Source organism: Flagellimonas nanhaiensis (assembly GCF_003382275.1).
In the GTDB taxonomy this organism is placed as follows: Bacteria; Bacteroidota; Bacteroidia; order Flavobacteriales; family Flavobacteriaceae; genus Flagellimonas; species Flagellimonas nanhaiensis.
In genome coordinates this window covers 387,451-402,144 of the sequence record NZ_QTJX01000003.1, presented here as the reverse complement: position 1 = coordinate 402,144, position 14,694 = coordinate 387,451, and the positions used below count along the sequence as shown (strand labels likewise).

Annotated in this window: 23 protein-coding genes and 1 tRNA gene; 1 reads left to right on the top strand and 23 read right to left on the bottom strand. The window is 39.0% G+C overall.

Annotation, left to right across the window (positions count from 1 at the left end; all coding sequences use genetic code 11):
- The 17 genes from DX873_RS14755 to DX873_RS14675 form a co-directional block, all read right to left on the bottom strand.
- Positions 1-204 (bottom strand): hypothetical protein (locus tag DX873_RS14755; RefSeq protein WP_147296672.1); only part of this gene is annotated, 204 nt, incomplete at its 3' end.
- A gap of 11 nt (positions 205-215) precedes the next feature.
- A complete protein-coding gene (locus DX873_RS14750) occupies positions 216-512 on the bottom strand; it encodes an HU family DNA-binding protein (protein WP_116185235.1) in 297 nt (98 codons plus the stop codon).
- A gap of 38 nt (positions 513-550) precedes the next feature.
- Positions 551-1,150, bottom strand: coding sequence for a Gabija anti-defense Gad2 family protein (locus DX873_RS14745; RefSeq protein WP_116185234.1), 600 nt, complete (start codon positions 1,148-1,150; stop codon positions 551-553).
- Positions 1,151-1,210: 60 nt separating this feature from the next.
- Positions 1,211-1,420: a hypothetical protein gene (locus tag DX873_RS14740; protein ID WP_116185233.1), complete on the bottom strand. Its 210-nt coding sequence runs from the start codon at positions 1,418-1,420 to the stop codon at positions 1,211-1,213.
- A gap of 16 nt (positions 1,421-1,436) precedes the next feature.
- Positions 1,437-2,318 (bottom strand): hypothetical protein, encoded by an 882-nt coding sequence (locus DX873_RS14735; RefSeq protein ID WP_116185232.1) that lies wholly within the window; start codon positions 2,316-2,318, stop codon positions 1,437-1,439.
- Positions 2,318-2,932: a hypothetical protein gene (locus DX873_RS14730; RefSeq protein WP_147296671.1), complete on the bottom strand. Its 615-nt coding sequence runs from the start codon at positions 2,930-2,932 to the stop codon at positions 2,318-2,320. The genes DX873_RS14735 and DX873_RS14730 overlap by 1 nt, the downstream gene beginning before the upstream one ends.
- On the bottom strand, positions 2,929-3,783 hold the full coding sequence (locus tag DX873_RS14725) for a DUF1376 domain-containing protein (protein ID WP_116185230.1): 855 nt from the start codon (positions 3,781-3,783) through the stop codon (positions 2,929-2,931). Before DX873_RS14725 ends, DX873_RS14730 begins: the two co-directional genes overlap by 4 nt.
- Before the next feature lie 15 nt (positions 3,784-3,798).
- Positions 3,799-4,209 (bottom strand): endonuclease domain-containing protein, encoded by a 411-nt coding sequence (locus DX873_RS14720; RefSeq protein WP_116185229.1) that lies wholly within the window; start codon positions 4,207-4,209, stop codon positions 3,799-3,801.
- Positions 4,206-4,508 (bottom strand): hypothetical protein, encoded by a 303-nt coding sequence (locus tag DX873_RS14715; protein WP_116185228.1) that lies wholly within the window; start codon positions 4,506-4,508, stop codon positions 4,206-4,208. The genes DX873_RS14720 and DX873_RS14715 overlap by 4 nt, the downstream gene beginning before the upstream one ends.
- 131 nt (positions 4,509-4,639) lie before the next feature.
- Complete coding sequence (locus DX873_RS14710) at positions 4,640-4,879, bottom strand: hypothetical protein (protein WP_116185227.1); 240 nt, start codon at positions 4,877-4,879, stop codon at positions 4,640-4,642.
- Positions 4,880-4,910: 31 nt separating this feature from the next.
- Positions 4,911-5,174 (bottom strand): DUF3127 domain-containing protein, encoded by a 264-nt coding sequence (locus tag DX873_RS14705; RefSeq protein ID WP_116185226.1) that lies wholly within the window; start codon positions 5,172-5,174, stop codon positions 4,911-4,913.
- A 2-nt stretch (positions 5,175-5,176) separates the two neighbouring features.
- Positions 5,177-5,425 (bottom strand): hypothetical protein, encoded by a 249-nt coding sequence (locus DX873_RS14700; RefSeq protein WP_116185225.1) that lies wholly within the window; start codon positions 5,423-5,425, stop codon positions 5,177-5,179.
- Positions 5,426-5,442: 17 nt separating this feature from the next.
- Positions 5,443-5,748, bottom strand: a complete 306-nt coding sequence (locus DX873_RS14695; RefSeq protein WP_116185224.1) for a hypothetical protein — start codon at positions 5,746-5,748, stop codon at positions 5,443-5,445.
- A gap of 9 nt (positions 5,749-5,757) precedes the next feature.
- A complete protein-coding gene (locus DX873_RS14690; RefSeq protein WP_116185223.1) occupies positions 5,758-6,501 on the bottom strand; it encodes an MBL fold metallo-hydrolase in 744 nt (247 codons plus the stop codon).
- Positions 6,498-6,719, bottom strand: a complete 222-nt coding sequence (locus DX873_RS14685; RefSeq protein WP_116185222.1) for a hypothetical protein — start codon at positions 6,717-6,719, stop codon at positions 6,498-6,500. Before DX873_RS14685 ends, DX873_RS14690 begins: the two co-directional genes overlap by 4 nt.
- 133 nt (positions 6,720-6,852) lie before the next feature.
- Positions 6,853-7,923: a recombinase family protein gene (locus tag DX873_RS14680; protein ID WP_116185221.1), complete on the bottom strand. Its 1,071-nt coding sequence runs from the start codon at positions 7,921-7,923 to the stop codon at positions 6,853-6,855.
- Positions 7,924-8,276: 353 nt separating this feature from the next.
- Positions 8,277-10,298, bottom strand: coding sequence for a hypothetical protein (locus DX873_RS14675; RefSeq protein WP_181899520.1), 2,022 nt, complete (start codon positions 10,296-10,298; stop codon positions 8,277-8,279).
- 136 nt (positions 10,299-10,434) lie between these two features.
- Between DX873_RS14675 and DX873_RS14670 the strand changes: the two genes are divergently transcribed.
- The gene (locus tag DX873_RS14670; RefSeq protein ID WP_116185219.1) at positions 10,435-10,866 is read left to right on the top strand and encodes a hypothetical protein; all 432 of its coding nucleotides are present in this window, start codon (positions 10,435-10,437) and stop codon (positions 10,864-10,866) included.
- On the opposite strand, the gene DX873_RS14665 is transcribed toward DX873_RS14670, so the two are convergent.
- The 6 genes from DX873_RS14665 to ftsZ form a co-directional block, all read right to left on the bottom strand.
- Positions 10,846-11,052, bottom strand: coding sequence for a hypothetical protein (locus DX873_RS14665; RefSeq protein ID WP_116185218.1), 207 nt, complete (start codon positions 11,050-11,052; stop codon positions 10,846-10,848). The genes DX873_RS14670 and DX873_RS14665 overlap by 21 nt on opposite strands.
- Entirely contained in the window at positions 11,045-11,620 is a 576-nt protein-coding gene (locus tag DX873_RS14660; protein WP_116185217.1) for a hypothetical protein, read from the bottom strand. Before DX873_RS14660 ends, DX873_RS14665 begins: the two co-directional genes overlap by 8 nt.
- A complete protein-coding gene (locus tag DX873_RS18950) occupies positions 11,550-11,699 on the bottom strand; it encodes a hypothetical protein (RefSeq protein ID WP_181899519.1) in 150 nt (49 codons plus the stop codon). The genes DX873_RS14660 and DX873_RS18950 overlap by 71 nt, the downstream gene beginning before the upstream one ends.
- 399 nt (positions 11,700-12,098) lie before the next feature.
- Positions 12,099-12,172, bottom strand: a tRNA-Arg gene (locus DX873_RS14655).
- Positions 12,173-12,184: 12 nt separating this feature from the next.
- Entirely contained in the window at positions 12,185-12,637 is a 453-nt protein-coding gene (locus DX873_RS14650; RefSeq protein ID WP_116185216.1) for a GatB/YqeY domain-containing protein, read from the bottom strand.
- Between the two features lie 104 nt (positions 12,638-12,741).
- Entirely contained in the window at positions 12,742-14,688 is a 1,947-nt protein-coding gene (ftsZ, locus tag DX873_RS14645; RefSeq protein WP_116185215.1) for a cell division protein FtsZ, read from the bottom strand.
- Between the last annotated feature and the right edge of the window lie 6 nt (positions 14,689-14,694).

Sequence of the window (14,694 nt, the reverse complement as noted above, 5' to 3'; positions counted from 1 at the left end):
TAGCATTCCTGGATAACTTTTACAGAACTTAATTAGCTCTAATGATTCCTCCTTAGTGGATTTGTTCTGTTGGTTGGAGAACACTACCATGAATTCAATTACTTCGTCCCATCTAAAGGCCGTGTGCTGGTTTACTCCGTAGATTCCTTTTGAGTAACAATGCTTTTCAAAACATTTTTGCGCTGCTTTTTGCATCTCTTCCATATAGTTGGTGTTCAGTTAATTAACTTTTCTGAAAATCCAGTGATATATTTCTTTTCCCATAAAACACCATTCTCTTCACAGGGAGAATGTAGATGAATTAAAGTATCGTGATAATCATATCTTCCTTTCATATTTATCCAAATCGCACATTCTATCCCGTTTCCTCCTTTTACTTGTTCGACCATATCTTCATAGTGGTCATTAAATAGCTTCTTTGCCTCTTTGAGTGTTAATTCAGTTTCATCCGCAATAACCTCTCTTCCATTGTAATATTGAAAAGCACAATCTTTTTTTATTTTACCCATCATTTTTTATGGTTTATATTGTTCTTTGTTATTTGGGTTGGTCAATCAATTCCTATGAACATTGCTGCCATTTCTCCTGATGAGATTTCGTTATCATCTTGCTCAGAAACTTCTTCTTTTGGCATGTTCTGGATTGACTCAACTAATTTTTTCATTTCACCCAAGCACATGGAAAACCCCTTTTTGTAATACCTGAAAGCCCTACTCATGGTACTGGCCGGATAGGTTATCTTGTTTATCATCAACTGTCGTTTGGCTATATCTATGAAGGTGGTCTCCCCGTGATAGACTTTTTCATTGTCAACTGCTATCATACTTGCAGTAAAATCAAACTCATTTATGGTTGCCGATGGGGTCTCAAAGAATTTCTTGACCAAATCAAAAGTTCTTCCTGAGTAGTTTACTTTCATACCATTTTCAGACTCCCATTTGATTTCAGCTTCTTTTGCCTTGAAATAAGTTGATGCCTTTTCATACTCTTTTTCGCTGGGAAAGAATATATCGTAATCCGTTTTCACGGGTTTGCCCATGAAGTAATCCCTTAAAGCTCCTCCGGCCAGCCAGCACACAATACCAACCTCCTTCAATTCATCAAGAATGATTTCGTTATACCTTTTTACTGCGTTTTCAAACTGTATCATGTGATCAATCGTTTTACTTGTTTAAGTTTTTAGGTGTTTTCTTATTTAAGATCATTTGCCTCATCCCACTGTTGCTCTAGTTTTCTGGGTCGTCAATCTTATTATCTCAAACCTTCCGTCCTCTGAGGCATTATAGGCCTCTTCCCATGTTGCATATACCGGAACAAATCCCCTAGCGCCCTCTACGAGTACCCTCTCCTTCGTTCCATATGGACTTTCGCGGATCAGATGGGTCAGAAGTTTCAATACCATGTATACTTCTTCTTTCATCAGCGGTCAGATGTTGTTAGAAATCAACTTTCTTTATTGGTACAATACCATTCTCCATTACATCATCATCAGAGACATATGGAAGCCACTCATCATCAATCCGGATTGTAAATGGTTTAAATTTTTTACCCCTTCCTCTTTGACATGTAACCATTGAATATTCCCCCATATCCTTGATTATTACCACAGTTTCGCATTTTTGCTGCAGTATTGTGCCTAAATGCCCCCTCGCCTTATCACTGTTTGGGTTAAGATGAAGAACCCCTGTAATGTGCGATTTGGTCAATGAGCTGTATCTCATAAGCCTTTTTGTAAACTCAATACTTTCACTAAGGGAATTAAAATCCTTCATACAGTCTACAAAGCCATCAATTGAGACAATCCCTAGATTACTTCTATATTCACTTTCCATGAACAGCCACTCCAGGTATCCTGAAACTTCTTCAGAGTTATATTCCCGAAGTTTTATCGAAATGTAGTTCTCAGGGATGGCACCTACCATTTTAGGTATTCTGGAAGCGTTCAGCCACGCATCATATTCGTCCTGTTCGGTATCAATGTCAATGATATATTTATCCCTTAATCCATGCCCTATTATATCATCTGAATAGTTATTGGCATTTCCCCCAATTGCACACGCAAGCAGCAATGACTTCAGGAACGATTTTCTGGCCTTTTCCTCTCCTTTAATCATACTGATGTTTCCAAAGGTCCCAAACCTCAAGGGATAATGATACCCGTTGTAGCTCCTTTCGTCCCTACCAATTGACAATGCCAATGGGGGTCTTGGGGGAACAACATCGAGGTCAATGGAGGATTTTGTATGCATCTCCGAATAATCGGAACTACTTTTTTGCTCCTTGGAACCAAAGTCCAATTTCTCAAACACATCGCTCATTATGCCGGTACTTTTGATATCAAATAATCGTTTATACTTCCATTGATCATCGTCTCAACACTATCAGCAACCTTTTGGTGGTTCCACACCTCAGTATTTGTCAACAATAAATTCCTAAGTTCTTCATGCTCCTCCAAAAGCTGGGCTAAGTCTTTGTTGGATTTTTTTCTATCATCAACAATTTTCTTTACCTTGATGTCAATATCCTCATCCGAATAACCCAGCCTGTTATAGGCTGCCTTGATATGTGCAATATGGATATGGTCAAGCGGTCCCTTGCCTGAGAGCTCTATGGGAAGGTATTTTTCCGAAAGGTTCAATTGCTCCTTAAGCTCTTCTATCAACAGGAAAAGAGGTTTGCTCAGGATTCCGTCAATATGTTTTTTTGGCATTGAATCAAAAACGGTGCAATCATAAAATTTGAGAAGATTTGAGTAGTAGGCTATGTACAGTTTTGCGAACAACTCTTGTTCTTGATAGTTTTTTTTCTGGATAGAGGCGCAGAAATCTATTATCGTGTTCAATGCTTCAAAATCGTTCTCATTGGCCGCGAAGGGTTTTTTCTCGGAAAACCTCCATTTCAGTCTTTGTATGGATTGCTTTAGTGTCATCATTTTTTATTGAAATATTTTTCCATGTTGTCCTGTCTACTAATGTATTCCAGCGTCAGTACATGCGGATTTTTCTTATGCCAGGCATCATTAAAACAATGGTTTATAGCGTTCCAAAAATCATCCTTACTGTATCCCGTTTTCAGCAAGACGTTGATGTTGTTTTTTGCCTCTATGGATATCGACGGTACTTTTTTTCCAGTCAATTCATTGAAAGCATCTAACAAAACGTCCCAGTTTACGGCACCAAAATCAATCTCATCCTCCCAATTCTTTCCGTTTAGATAGGTAAGTGGGTTTTTTCTGTACTTTCTGTTTGGGTTTTGTTTTACGTAATGTTCAACCGAGTCCAATATTCTTTTGATTTCATCCACAGTTAGTTTGCCCCACTGCTTGAGGCATTTTTTCTTATCAACTTTTTTATCGTAAGTGTCCCAAAAAAAATCAAACTGTTCATTTGCGTTTATACTATTAATAGAAGATGAAGATGAAGATGAAAGGCTTTTGTTTGGGTTTCGTTTGGGTTTTTCCGATGTGCTATTTTTTAACGGTCTACCACCTTTTTTTCCATTTTCGCGTTGTTTGTTCAAAAACTTTTCCTTTTTATCCCTTTCTCTTTCAAGCCTATTGTTTACAAGGTATTCCCCTTTATCTTCAAATTTATTTTTTAGCTCTTCTGATAGCTCATCCCAATCACAACCCACTAAAAACCCAAGCCTTTTTTTGGGTATTTTACCGTCAGACCATTGTTTCGCTAACATTGTGATGTAAATTCCACGCTCTTCATTAGTTAAATACATGACCCCCGTCAAAAAATCTTGAGCATAAAATTGAAATGATGGTGGTTTGTTCATGTTAATATTTTATGTTTAATAGCCTTTTAATGATTGATTAAATATTTCACCAAAATCTCTTCTCCAAGTTTGAGTGCCAGTGAATCTTATCAGGCGGTATCCTTCCTTAATCAAGAATTCAGTTTTATCCCTGTCCTTTTCTTCAGAATGATAGTCTTTACCATCTACCTCTATCGCTAGTCTTAGTTTTGGGTTTGCAAAATCAATAAAATATTTACCACAGGGTACTTGGGGATATAGGTTTAAATTGTTTGCCCTAATGTGTACCCAAACGTAGTACTCAATTGGGGTAAGAACCCAAGGATAGAAATAAGGTGAGATACCTCCATAGACTTTTATATGAGGCAATACCTCTTTATAAACTTCCCTTATTTCTTGGTAATATTTGAAACCAGGAAGATTCTCTATGTTAAATTCAACAGTCATACATCTTCCTCATTTGCCCACTCCCCACAGAGCCTAATGGTTTTGTAGAAGGGGTTCAGGTACAGGAAATTCTTGTTTTCGTTGTCATAGTACACCTGGACAGGTTTGGTGAGCTTGATCTTGGTTGTTTTGTGCTCACCGGTTTCTTTGTCCACGTACTTTGATACAGGTCTTATCTGGCCGGTATTGACCAGTTCCTTGTATTGTCTGAACTGGACCGGCTCGAATGTCTTGAGCTTGTCCAATGTCTCTTGACTTATTTTGTGTGGCGAAGGCGCCAGTACTCTTTTTTTGCTCATAATTATAAAAGACAAACCCCTCTAAAATTCCGTAGCAGCCTCACTTGCTTTTGGAGATTCTAGAGGGGTTATATGTTTAATTTTTTTCATGTGAGACTTTAGTGTTACACCAAATGTAACAATTAATTATACTATATTGTACTTAATATAATATTTTTAACAAAAAATTTTTCCTTTTTAATGTTTTTACTGTTTATATCTAGGTGTCCGGCCCTTAATTTTTCATAGAAATTAATCTCGGACCGAAGTCTCAGTATTTCTCGGGACAGCTTTGCAATTTGTAGCACGGAAAGCCTTTCCCCGCTTCCCAGGTAATCTGTCAACAATTTTTCTTGAAGCCTTAACTCGGCAATGTAGATCTGTGACGCCATCCATGTCTGTTATTGTATTAAAGTTATACTATCATTGATTTTTTACCATTTTCCATCCCTGAAGCTCCACATAATGTTTCCCGTTGTACTCATTTCCACGGATATTAATGCTTGCCGTTACCTTGTCGTCCAAAGAGAAACCATCAAGGACATCAACCTTGTCCTGGACAAAATCAACCGGTATCTCTTGGGGGTATTGATCATCGGTCCTTAACACGCACCTTCTCTTCCTGAACCCGTTCTGTCCGTATTCCTTGGTTTCTTGTATTTCAATTAAGTTTCCTGAAATTTCCATACTTAAAGTTTTGATCTGTCCTTTAAATGTTCGATGGTCTGTTGGTGGGTGTTGGCCACTATCCTGATGTGCGGTTCAAAATTCTGGTTGTCGCAGTACCAAAAGTTTTTGTTTTGTGCATCAATGATTATCTTGTCCTCGGCCATTTCACCTTCTGGACAGACATCCGGGAGCTGTGAATACCCCTTTTCCAATAACTCTCGGGAAAGGTTTCCCAAATCCTTCATCGAGAAATAAAATTGTTGTTTCATATTCCTTTGTTTTAATTTTATGGTAGTTTAATTTTCAAATACTCTTCTACATCCTTTTTCTTGGCGTACCAGAGCTTACCGTTTCTCTCTTTTTCAGCTTTGAGCTGGCTTCCATCATAATTGTTCAACCAATTGTTGATATGCTTTCTAACGGTCTGTGGTTTCCTCTTACCAAGCTTGGCTATTTCCTTAATGGTATATTTTCTTTCGCCTTCTTTGGTCTCGGGTTGAAGCACCTTTTGTACCTTTTTGGCCACCTCGGAAATAAAGGCATCATCTGCCTGGATGATATCACTTGCCAATAATTTGTTTCCTTCTCCCATAGGTTTTGATTAAAATGGATTGATACTTATATCTAATACGAGTCCTGGCGATGCCACATGGACCATCTTGCCGGTTGATCGTTGGATAATTTTTATAAATTCCTTTTCATTGGAATTTGTGTCTGATAGATGTGTGAGCACAATATTTTTGGTCTTTGACATATCATTGGCCCTGAACAATTTAACAAGGTTCTCAATCGACATATGACTTTCCAGAACACGGTTGCGGACCAGTGAATTTGTGGTGCCGTAACCTTCCGAGTCTATTATCCCCTCGCTGTAGTTCGCTTCTACCAACCAATGGGTGATATTTGAAAACTTGAAAGGACTGTAATAAGAGTCGGTTATAAATACCAGGTTTCCCATCTCCTCATGCTTTATGACAAAACCAAAACAGGGCGTGTCATGGACCATGTTCACTGGAATTACCGTAAACTCATTTAACATAGAGGTGTACTTTCTATTGGCTTCAATAATCTTCACCCGATGATGGTTTTCGATGCCAAGGCCTGTTGCTGTTTCAATACCCATGGCCACATGAATTCCAGAGTCCAAATACTGTTTATGATACTTGGAATGATCCCCGTGCAAATGTGAAAGTAAACACCCCTGTATTCCCTCAAGATTGAAATCAAGGAACTTTTTTATCTCAACCACAGGCACGCCACACTCAAGAAGTAAACTATTACCTTTACTATCAATGAGTGCGTATGCGTTGCCTTTAGAGGAACTGGAAAATACCTTTAGTCTCATTTCTTGCGCTTTTGCATTTCATTGAACATGAAGCTTTTGACCTCGCTGAGACATTTAAAATCCCATATTGTGGATTCATTTGGCATAAAGACATATTTTCTCCATGGGGAGTACCAACCAATTCTACCAAGAATAATATTTGATGTATTATTGACCTCCCAGACCTTAGTCTTTCCAGTGTCCTTTATTTCAACAAATTGTAAAAACGACTTTGCCATATTTATAAAAATTCAAGTTTGAGTTGAACCGGTTTGGGTCTTTCAATCATCCATCCATGCTTTCTACAGATGGTCCAACCGGTACCCAGTTTTTTTACTTTTTTACATTTACATATGTCAGGGTAGTAGTGCACTAAAACAATGGCTTTTGTTTGCCAGGTTCAGGGCTATCATCTTTCACTTCACCAGTTTCCTTATCTACCACTTCCTCGACTTTTTTCTGTGGTTGGGGTTCAGTCAATTTAGGTTGGTCCGTAATCTCTTCAGAGTCAATATCAATGACTGTTGCATTGGCATTGTTGTCAATCTCATTTTGGACTTCACCTGCAACCCTATCCATATCATTTTGGGCCATTCTATGGTAGTTGTCATCGATTTTCTCACTGTCAATTACCACATCGTTCCAAGCAGCTCTCTTTATGGTTTTATAGGCCATTTCATTATACCACCCATCAACTTTTTCGGTTTCAGAGGTTTTTTTGTTGTTCTTATAAACTGGCTTTTCACCCCCCCAGAATTCAGTGCTTGCGTATTTTGGCTTGCGTTTTTCGATGTCTTTCTTACTTAACATGACCAATTTGTTCTTGGTTTGGTCATCATTAAAGACTTGATAGTAGAAACCTCCCTTCAATTCACCTCTATCAAACTCATCTGTAATCTCAAATGTGTACTTTTCAATAGGGTTATTAGCATCTTTTTTAATTGCTTTGAATACATCGGTTTCGTAGACAAGTTCAATGACTATGTTATCTGGTACATCAAGTCCATATTTTCTAGCCTTCAGTTCAATTCCGTTGTAACCAATTATAAAACCGACATCAAATTTGTTGGTACGGGAATTTTTGTAGCAAATAAGATTTATGTGGTTGGGCTGTAATGGATCTAATCCAATACTTGAGAAAGCAACAACATCGATTGCGAGCTTTTGCATGTTTACATTTTCCCATTTGAACTCAAGAGCATCCCTATATTGTTCTGACTTACTGAGTCTTTTTGTTTCAGCATCTTTTAATACAGAGTCCATCTTTATGAAATAGTTCTGTATTAACTTTTTTTGGAAATCGGAAACTTTGATTTCCCCGGGTGCCGATGCTCCAAATTGCTTGATTACCGTATTGGTAAATCTTTCCGCTGGGTTTGTCTTGGCAATAGCATTACCCTCTTTCTTGGCCACTTTGGTAGTGGTCTTACTCTCTGTGCTCATAGTTTTTATTTAAAATCGTTATCGTTATAACCTGTATCTTGGTAATTCCATTCGTCTTGATAGGTCTCGTCCATTATCTAAGCTCTTTTGAGAACCTTCCTAAACGAAGGCAATATTTCCTTTCTATGTTTGTCATTTCGTAGTATTCCTGTAACCATATCAATGCTCTAGAACCACATGGCCTCCATGTATGCACCACAATTGGTAACCATGCATATTTTTTAAGAATCGGCATCAATCAAACCATTTATCATCGTCCTTGTTCCTGCCTCTCCAGACAAGCCACATAAGAACAGCTACTATAAATGCAGAAACCCCTATCAGCCAAATCGCCACTATCAAAAAATCTTTCATCATACTACTGTTAAGGTTTTGTGTTCTTCGCTGACCACAAGATTGATTACCTGTGATTCAGTTTCCTGAAGGTTCGTGACCGATTCCCTTCCATCGACCCAAATAGGGAAATTGATACCATAGTGCGCGCTCAATACATTGATCACCTCTATCCCAGTGTTTATCTGTGATGCTGTATTCAAATCAGGCCAAGGAACACCGTTATACGTCAATTGACATGTGGGAACCTCGGCCCCATTTATTTGTTTGGTAAACAACTTCCATTTTATTCCATCGCCAAAAAGTTTATTTACCCTACTCTCAAGTGCAGATACCTTGGCAACCGTAAACTCTTGTGCAACAAACTCCTCTTTCTCAACATCTGCAATCTGCTGTGCATAGGAGCTTTCACTTTCAGAAAGCTCTTTTATGCGCTTATCCGCATCGATTATCGATTGCTCTTCACGCAATTGTGTTTTCAGACCGTCAATTTTCTCGGAAAGTTCATTTTTCTTTTTGATCAACTCTTGGTTGTCCGGGGCCTTGAAATTTTCAAGCTTAACTTCGAGTTCTTTGATTTCCTTTAAACAGGCCTGATAATCCTTATTAAAATCAAGTTTGTCCTGAAGCTGGGACTCAATGGATTGCTGGTCTGCCTTTGGTTTGGATTTTTCCTCCTCCAGAAGGACTTTAAGTGACTTTATCTCTTTATCACAATCTTTAAGATTCAAAACCTTTTCATTGATTTTGTCTTGAAGATTTTTGGAAATTTCCTTTTCATCTTCCAACCTTTCCTTTAATTGGAGCCCTTTTTTGTTCAGTATCTCGAGACTCTTGGCCTTGTCCTCGTTGAAATCGGACTGCATATCCTTTTTTTGCTTTTCCACATCTTCTTCTTCCAAAGGCCTATGGCATGTAGGGCACTTGAAATCATCGCCGAATACAAGTTTCTTTTTTGATTCAGCATTGAATTCCTCCCTTAGCTTCACTAGTTCTGCATCCAACTCCCTTATTTTGGACTCAGACCTATCCAGACTATATGACAGATCGTTCTTTTGGGTCAATAGATTGGTATGCTCCGATTCTTTGATGGAAAGATCTGATTGTATCTCTTTTTCCCTTTTATAGGGGTCCAATTGGTTTTGCTCGAGCAACTGCTTTAGTTCCAGTTTGGTTCTCCCGGTTGAAGTAGTCAGCTCAAATATTTTGTCCCTTATCTTTTTCTTTTCGGTCTCTACCGATTCTGCAGCTTTGTTCAGGTCATCTATCTGGGATTGGACCATATTCAATGAAACCTCCTGTTTCCCTAATTCCTGTTTTAATGAGTCAAAGTCCCTTTGCTCCGGCTTACCTTGGCCCACTTCATCAATTCGAGCTGGAATATCGGCAATGGCATCCTTCAATTTCTTTCTCTTGGCGGCAAGTTCCTTTTTATATTCCCCTAATGACTTATCGGACAATTTGGACAGTAACTTGGTGAAGGAATCATTTCCAGTGGCCAGTTCAGAATCACTTACCTCACCGGCGATGGTGATAAGGATGTTCCTTTGCTTTTCCCAATGGAGTTGGTTGAACCCAAGTGGGTTTGAGAGCAATTTGAATATAGACTCGTCGATTATACCATTTACCTTATCTTGGAACTCTCTGCTGGTCTTTGGAACATCGTTCCAAAAGAATTCGCTTTTATTGCCCTGAAAGGTCGGCTCGAGCGATCCGCGAACCTTTACCCATTTTTCCTTTAAGATTCTCTTGATGACAACCTCTTTTCCATCCACTCCAAGGGTTAGCTCCACTGAATGGTCAACGCGCGGGATCACATTGTTGTCCTTGTCAAGTGTCTTGATGTTGAACTTTGAATCTGAATTGCCTTGGGAGTCTGAACCAAACAATGACCAGGTAAAAGCGTCGAACAATGTTGTTTTTCCGGAACCGTTGCAGCCCCTTATGGTAGCGTCTTGATCGATGAAATCAACTTTCACATCTTTTAATCCCTTGAAAAATCTTACATGAATTGTACTTATTGTTATTGATGCCTTACTCATTTCACAATTCTTTATTAATGTTTCTATATTTATTGATACTTTTATAGCTGTTTGCGATATATTGCGGACAAAAAACATAGCAATATTGATGTAAAGATAGCATTATTGCTTTTAAATACAAGAAAAACTATTATTAATGATAGATTTTTTTTCTCGACTTGATTACTTTTTCAAATCTCATGGCCTGAAAGATGGCACTGTTGAAAGGGAGTGTGGTATTGGAAACGGCCTTATTGGTAAGGCAAGAAAAAGGGGTTCTCTTTCTCAGGAAAATATTACCAAGATATTAATGTGTGAAAAAGAGCCCTATAATAAATTGAATGGTGCTTGGTTGATGACAGGTCGTGGTGAAATGGAGTGCACACTTAACATTGATCCAAACAGTCTTAGCGATGAAGAAGTTCTTCAGATTATAAACATAGTTGATTTGAACATTGAGCGGTTTGGACAGCACAAATTGTTCAAGAGAATTGTCAGTGAAATAAAATCAAGGGATTTTGAGGTGAAGGTACAAAAGCAGATTGAAGAGCTTCGGAAACAATTAGAATTAATCGGAAAGAAGTCCTGATAAATGGATTTTTAATATTTCTCGTTCAAGTAAAAGTCCTGCCAGTCTATCCTCATTAACCTTTTCCCTTTCCACTTGACGTTCTTCTATTACCTCTTCCAATCTTTTTTCGTAGACCTTCAATGATTTTGGAGAAACAAGCCCAGATTTTTTGGCGCGACTTAATCTTCTTTGCTTTTCACTCATTGCCCACCGCTTTGTCTACTAGTTCAACAGTTCTTTTATTGTATTCCTTTTTCTTTTCTTTTTTGATATAATCCTTCTGTTCTGTCTCTTCCATCACAAATGAAACAAAGCTTCTGATGGTTTTTATATAAAAACTCTTGCTTTTTCTGGAAGTAGCCCATTTTATCAATAAAATAAGAAGAAGGAAGCCTATCATAAATGCAATAGTGTGGTGCCAGAAATAGTCCCTTTGAATCCATTTTTCATCTCTCCAGATGTACATCATTTGAACTGAATATGCCGCAAGAGGGCTGGCCAATGCCCATGATTTTGGTCTGAACCAATATCCTGCTATTAAAAGCAATGGGCTCACAGTTGCACTGCAAACCCATATAAAAACTTCTGCATTGTTGTAATATTGAAACTCGTAAGTGATGGGAATGTTCCAATAATCTACGATTTTATCCGCATATAGAACAATCCCAGAAAACAGCACCAAAAAAGTTCCAAAAGGGGATTTAATCGTCTCCCCCTCCCCCTGGTCTTTGATGCTCGTCCGGATCCGGTGAATGAAGTTCTGCTTGCTCATCTACTGATTCTGTTTCACATGAAGCAGCTAGACTCAATATTCCAACTGCTACAAAAATTCCATAAACTAACTTTCTCATTGTAATATAATTTAAAGATTAATACTATCCTTAAATTACACTACGGCGCTATAGCACAACGATTTAGGCGGGGGGATTTATCAAAAAGTTATTAAACGGGCAATTACATTTGGGGCGTACAATTTATATTAAAAAATTTAATCTTCATTGTAGAAAAACCTCAAAAAAACTGGGGTTTTTCCGCAACCGCTTTCTTTTTGTACAAGTATTTCGCTTCAAATATATGATATAATGTTATACCTGGTATAAACCGGGGGATTTTTAAGAAAACATTATGTTTGGTGCATATGAAGAACCGTTTTTGGAAAAGGACATTGATCGTCGTGCAGATATCGTGCAGCAAGGGGGTATAAAATAGCAAAAGCCACTGTAAATCAGTGGCTTTGAATCTATTTGTCGTGACCGCGGGAGGATTCGAACCCCCAACCCTCAGAGCCGAAATCTGATATTCTATCCAGTTGAACTACGCGGCCTTATTTAAATATTTATGAGCTTAATTTTGCTTTAACAATGGATGATATCGTTTTACCATCTGCTTGCCCTGCCAATTCTTTGGTTACCATACCCATTACTCTACCCATTTCTTGCATACCAGTAGCCCCAATTTCTTCAATGGTAAGTACCACTACTTTTTCAATTTCCTCTTCGGTAAGCTGTTCTGGCAGAAACTTTTCAATTACGGCAACCTGGGCCAATTCAGGCTCAGCCAAATCTTCCCTGCCCTGTTCTTGAAAAATGGCCGCGCTATCTTTGCGTTGCTTCACCAATTTCTGAACAAGCTTCACTTCATCCTCTTCAGAAAGCTCTCCACCTGCTCCTTTATCTGTCTTTGCCAACAAAATTGCCGACTTTATGGCTCTCAATGATTCCAAGGCAACAGAATCCTTGGCCTTCATTGCCGCTTTCATCTCGGTCATCACCTTTTCTTGTAGACTCATTTACTCCATATTTAGGGCTGCGAAGATAAAAAATAAACCCGAAAGTCTCTTAACTTTCGGGCTTGAAGCTTCCCATTAAAAAATGGAATACAATCTAAACACTACTAATCAACATTATCATGTAAAAAGGAATTGTTGGAGCGCAGTTGAAGGTCATCATTACTATCCTCACTCAAGGTGGTCCTAGATACCTTTTGCTCCTTGGGAACATCGTCCAAGTCAACTCCTTGCCTTTTATAGGCTGGTTGTTTTTCTATTTCATCTATGCTGTTCCTGTTGTTCTGGAACTTATAGTTGAAATTCTTAAGTTTTTTTCTACGCTCGTCCGCGCGATCCTTCAAAAGGTCATTGATTGAGCTATTGAACGGATCCTTGTTGGGTGCGTTTTCACCTCCTGTGGATGCTTCTGGCTTTAATGTCTTTTTCTCAAATACCAGTTCATCTTCCACCAATTTTGGCTCATGGGTCTCCGCAACAGATTTAGCTCCCGTTAATTTGGTTTCAAGCTCCATGTACTCTTCCAAATTATATCGGGTTTCACCTTCATTCTTATATTCCAGCACAGGTTTGACCTCCACATATTCCTTAACATCTATATCCCTGACCTCGTCATCAAGATTAAAGGTAATGGTATGCTCTTTTTCCTCTTCTTCCTCAACTTGATTAAGGGGCATGTCAAAACTCAATGTGAATTGATCCTCTTTTGCTTTTGGAGATACCACTTCGGGGTCAACCACCTCTATATCGTTCAAAATGCTCTTGGCTTCTATTATGATGAAATCATTTTCAACATTTTCGGGAACTACTTCTTCATAGAATACATTAAAATTCCTGATGTAGCTCGTTGTTGGAATCAAATCCAGGTCATTTTGAGGAGCTTCTTCAACCTCTTCATCCATTTCCAATGTGTGCTTAACTATTGGAGGTTCTGATGGTACAGGTTTGCTTTCAATTTTTACGTCTTGTACAGAAGTTGCTTCAGGTGTCAATTCTTGTTCTGCCGTCTGCTCATCTTCCAGTGTATAAAATACCTTCTTACTCTCTGTATTTACGATATGATCCTGTTGGTCTACATTGAACCCAGTTGCAATAACGGTTACGGCTATTGCATCACCCAAATTATCATCTTCACCAACCCCCATGATAATATTGGCTCCGTGACCTGCTTCAATTTGGATATAATCATTGATTTCCCCTATCTCATCAATGGTAATCTCCTGCGAACCGGAAACAATGAGCAACAACACATTCTTTGCTCCATTTATCTTATTGTCGTTCAACAACGGTGAATCCAAGGCTTTCATAATTGCCTCACCCGCTCTGGCAGATCCAGAAGCTGTGGCCGAGCCCATGATTGCAGTTCCACTGTTTGAAAGTACTGTCTTAGCATCCCTAAGGTCAATATTCTGTGTATAATGGTGCGTTATTACCTCAGCAATACCCCTAGCTGCTGTGGCCAAGACCTCATCTGCCTTTGAGAAACCTGCCTTAAACCCGAGATTTCCGTAGACCTCGCGGAGTTTGTTATTATTGATTACTATGAGTGAGTCTACGTTGGAACGCAGCTTCTCTATACCTGCCTGGGCCTGCTTGTTTCGCATGGCCCCTTCAAACTGAAACGGGATGGTAACAATCCCTACGGTAAGAACATCCATTTCTTTGGCCAACTTGGCTATGACCGGAGCGGCTCCGGTTCCAGTTCCGCCCCCCATACCGGCGGTAATGAAAGCCATTTTGGTTGTGTGTTCCAACATGGACTTGATTTCTTCCATGCTCTCCAATGCAGCCTGTTCGCCAACGTCTGGATTGGCTCCAGCGCCCAATCCCTCTGTAAGGGATACCCCCAACTGAATCTTATTGGGTACAGGACTATTTTGCAAAGCCTGGGCATCTGTATTGCAGATTACAAAATCTACACCATTGATACCGGCCTGGAACATGTGGTTGATAGCATTGCTGCCACCACCACCTACGCCGATCACTTTTATTACGTTGCTCTTGTTCTTGGGGAGATCAAAAGCGATGTTATCAAATTCTGTGTTCTTACTCATGACAGT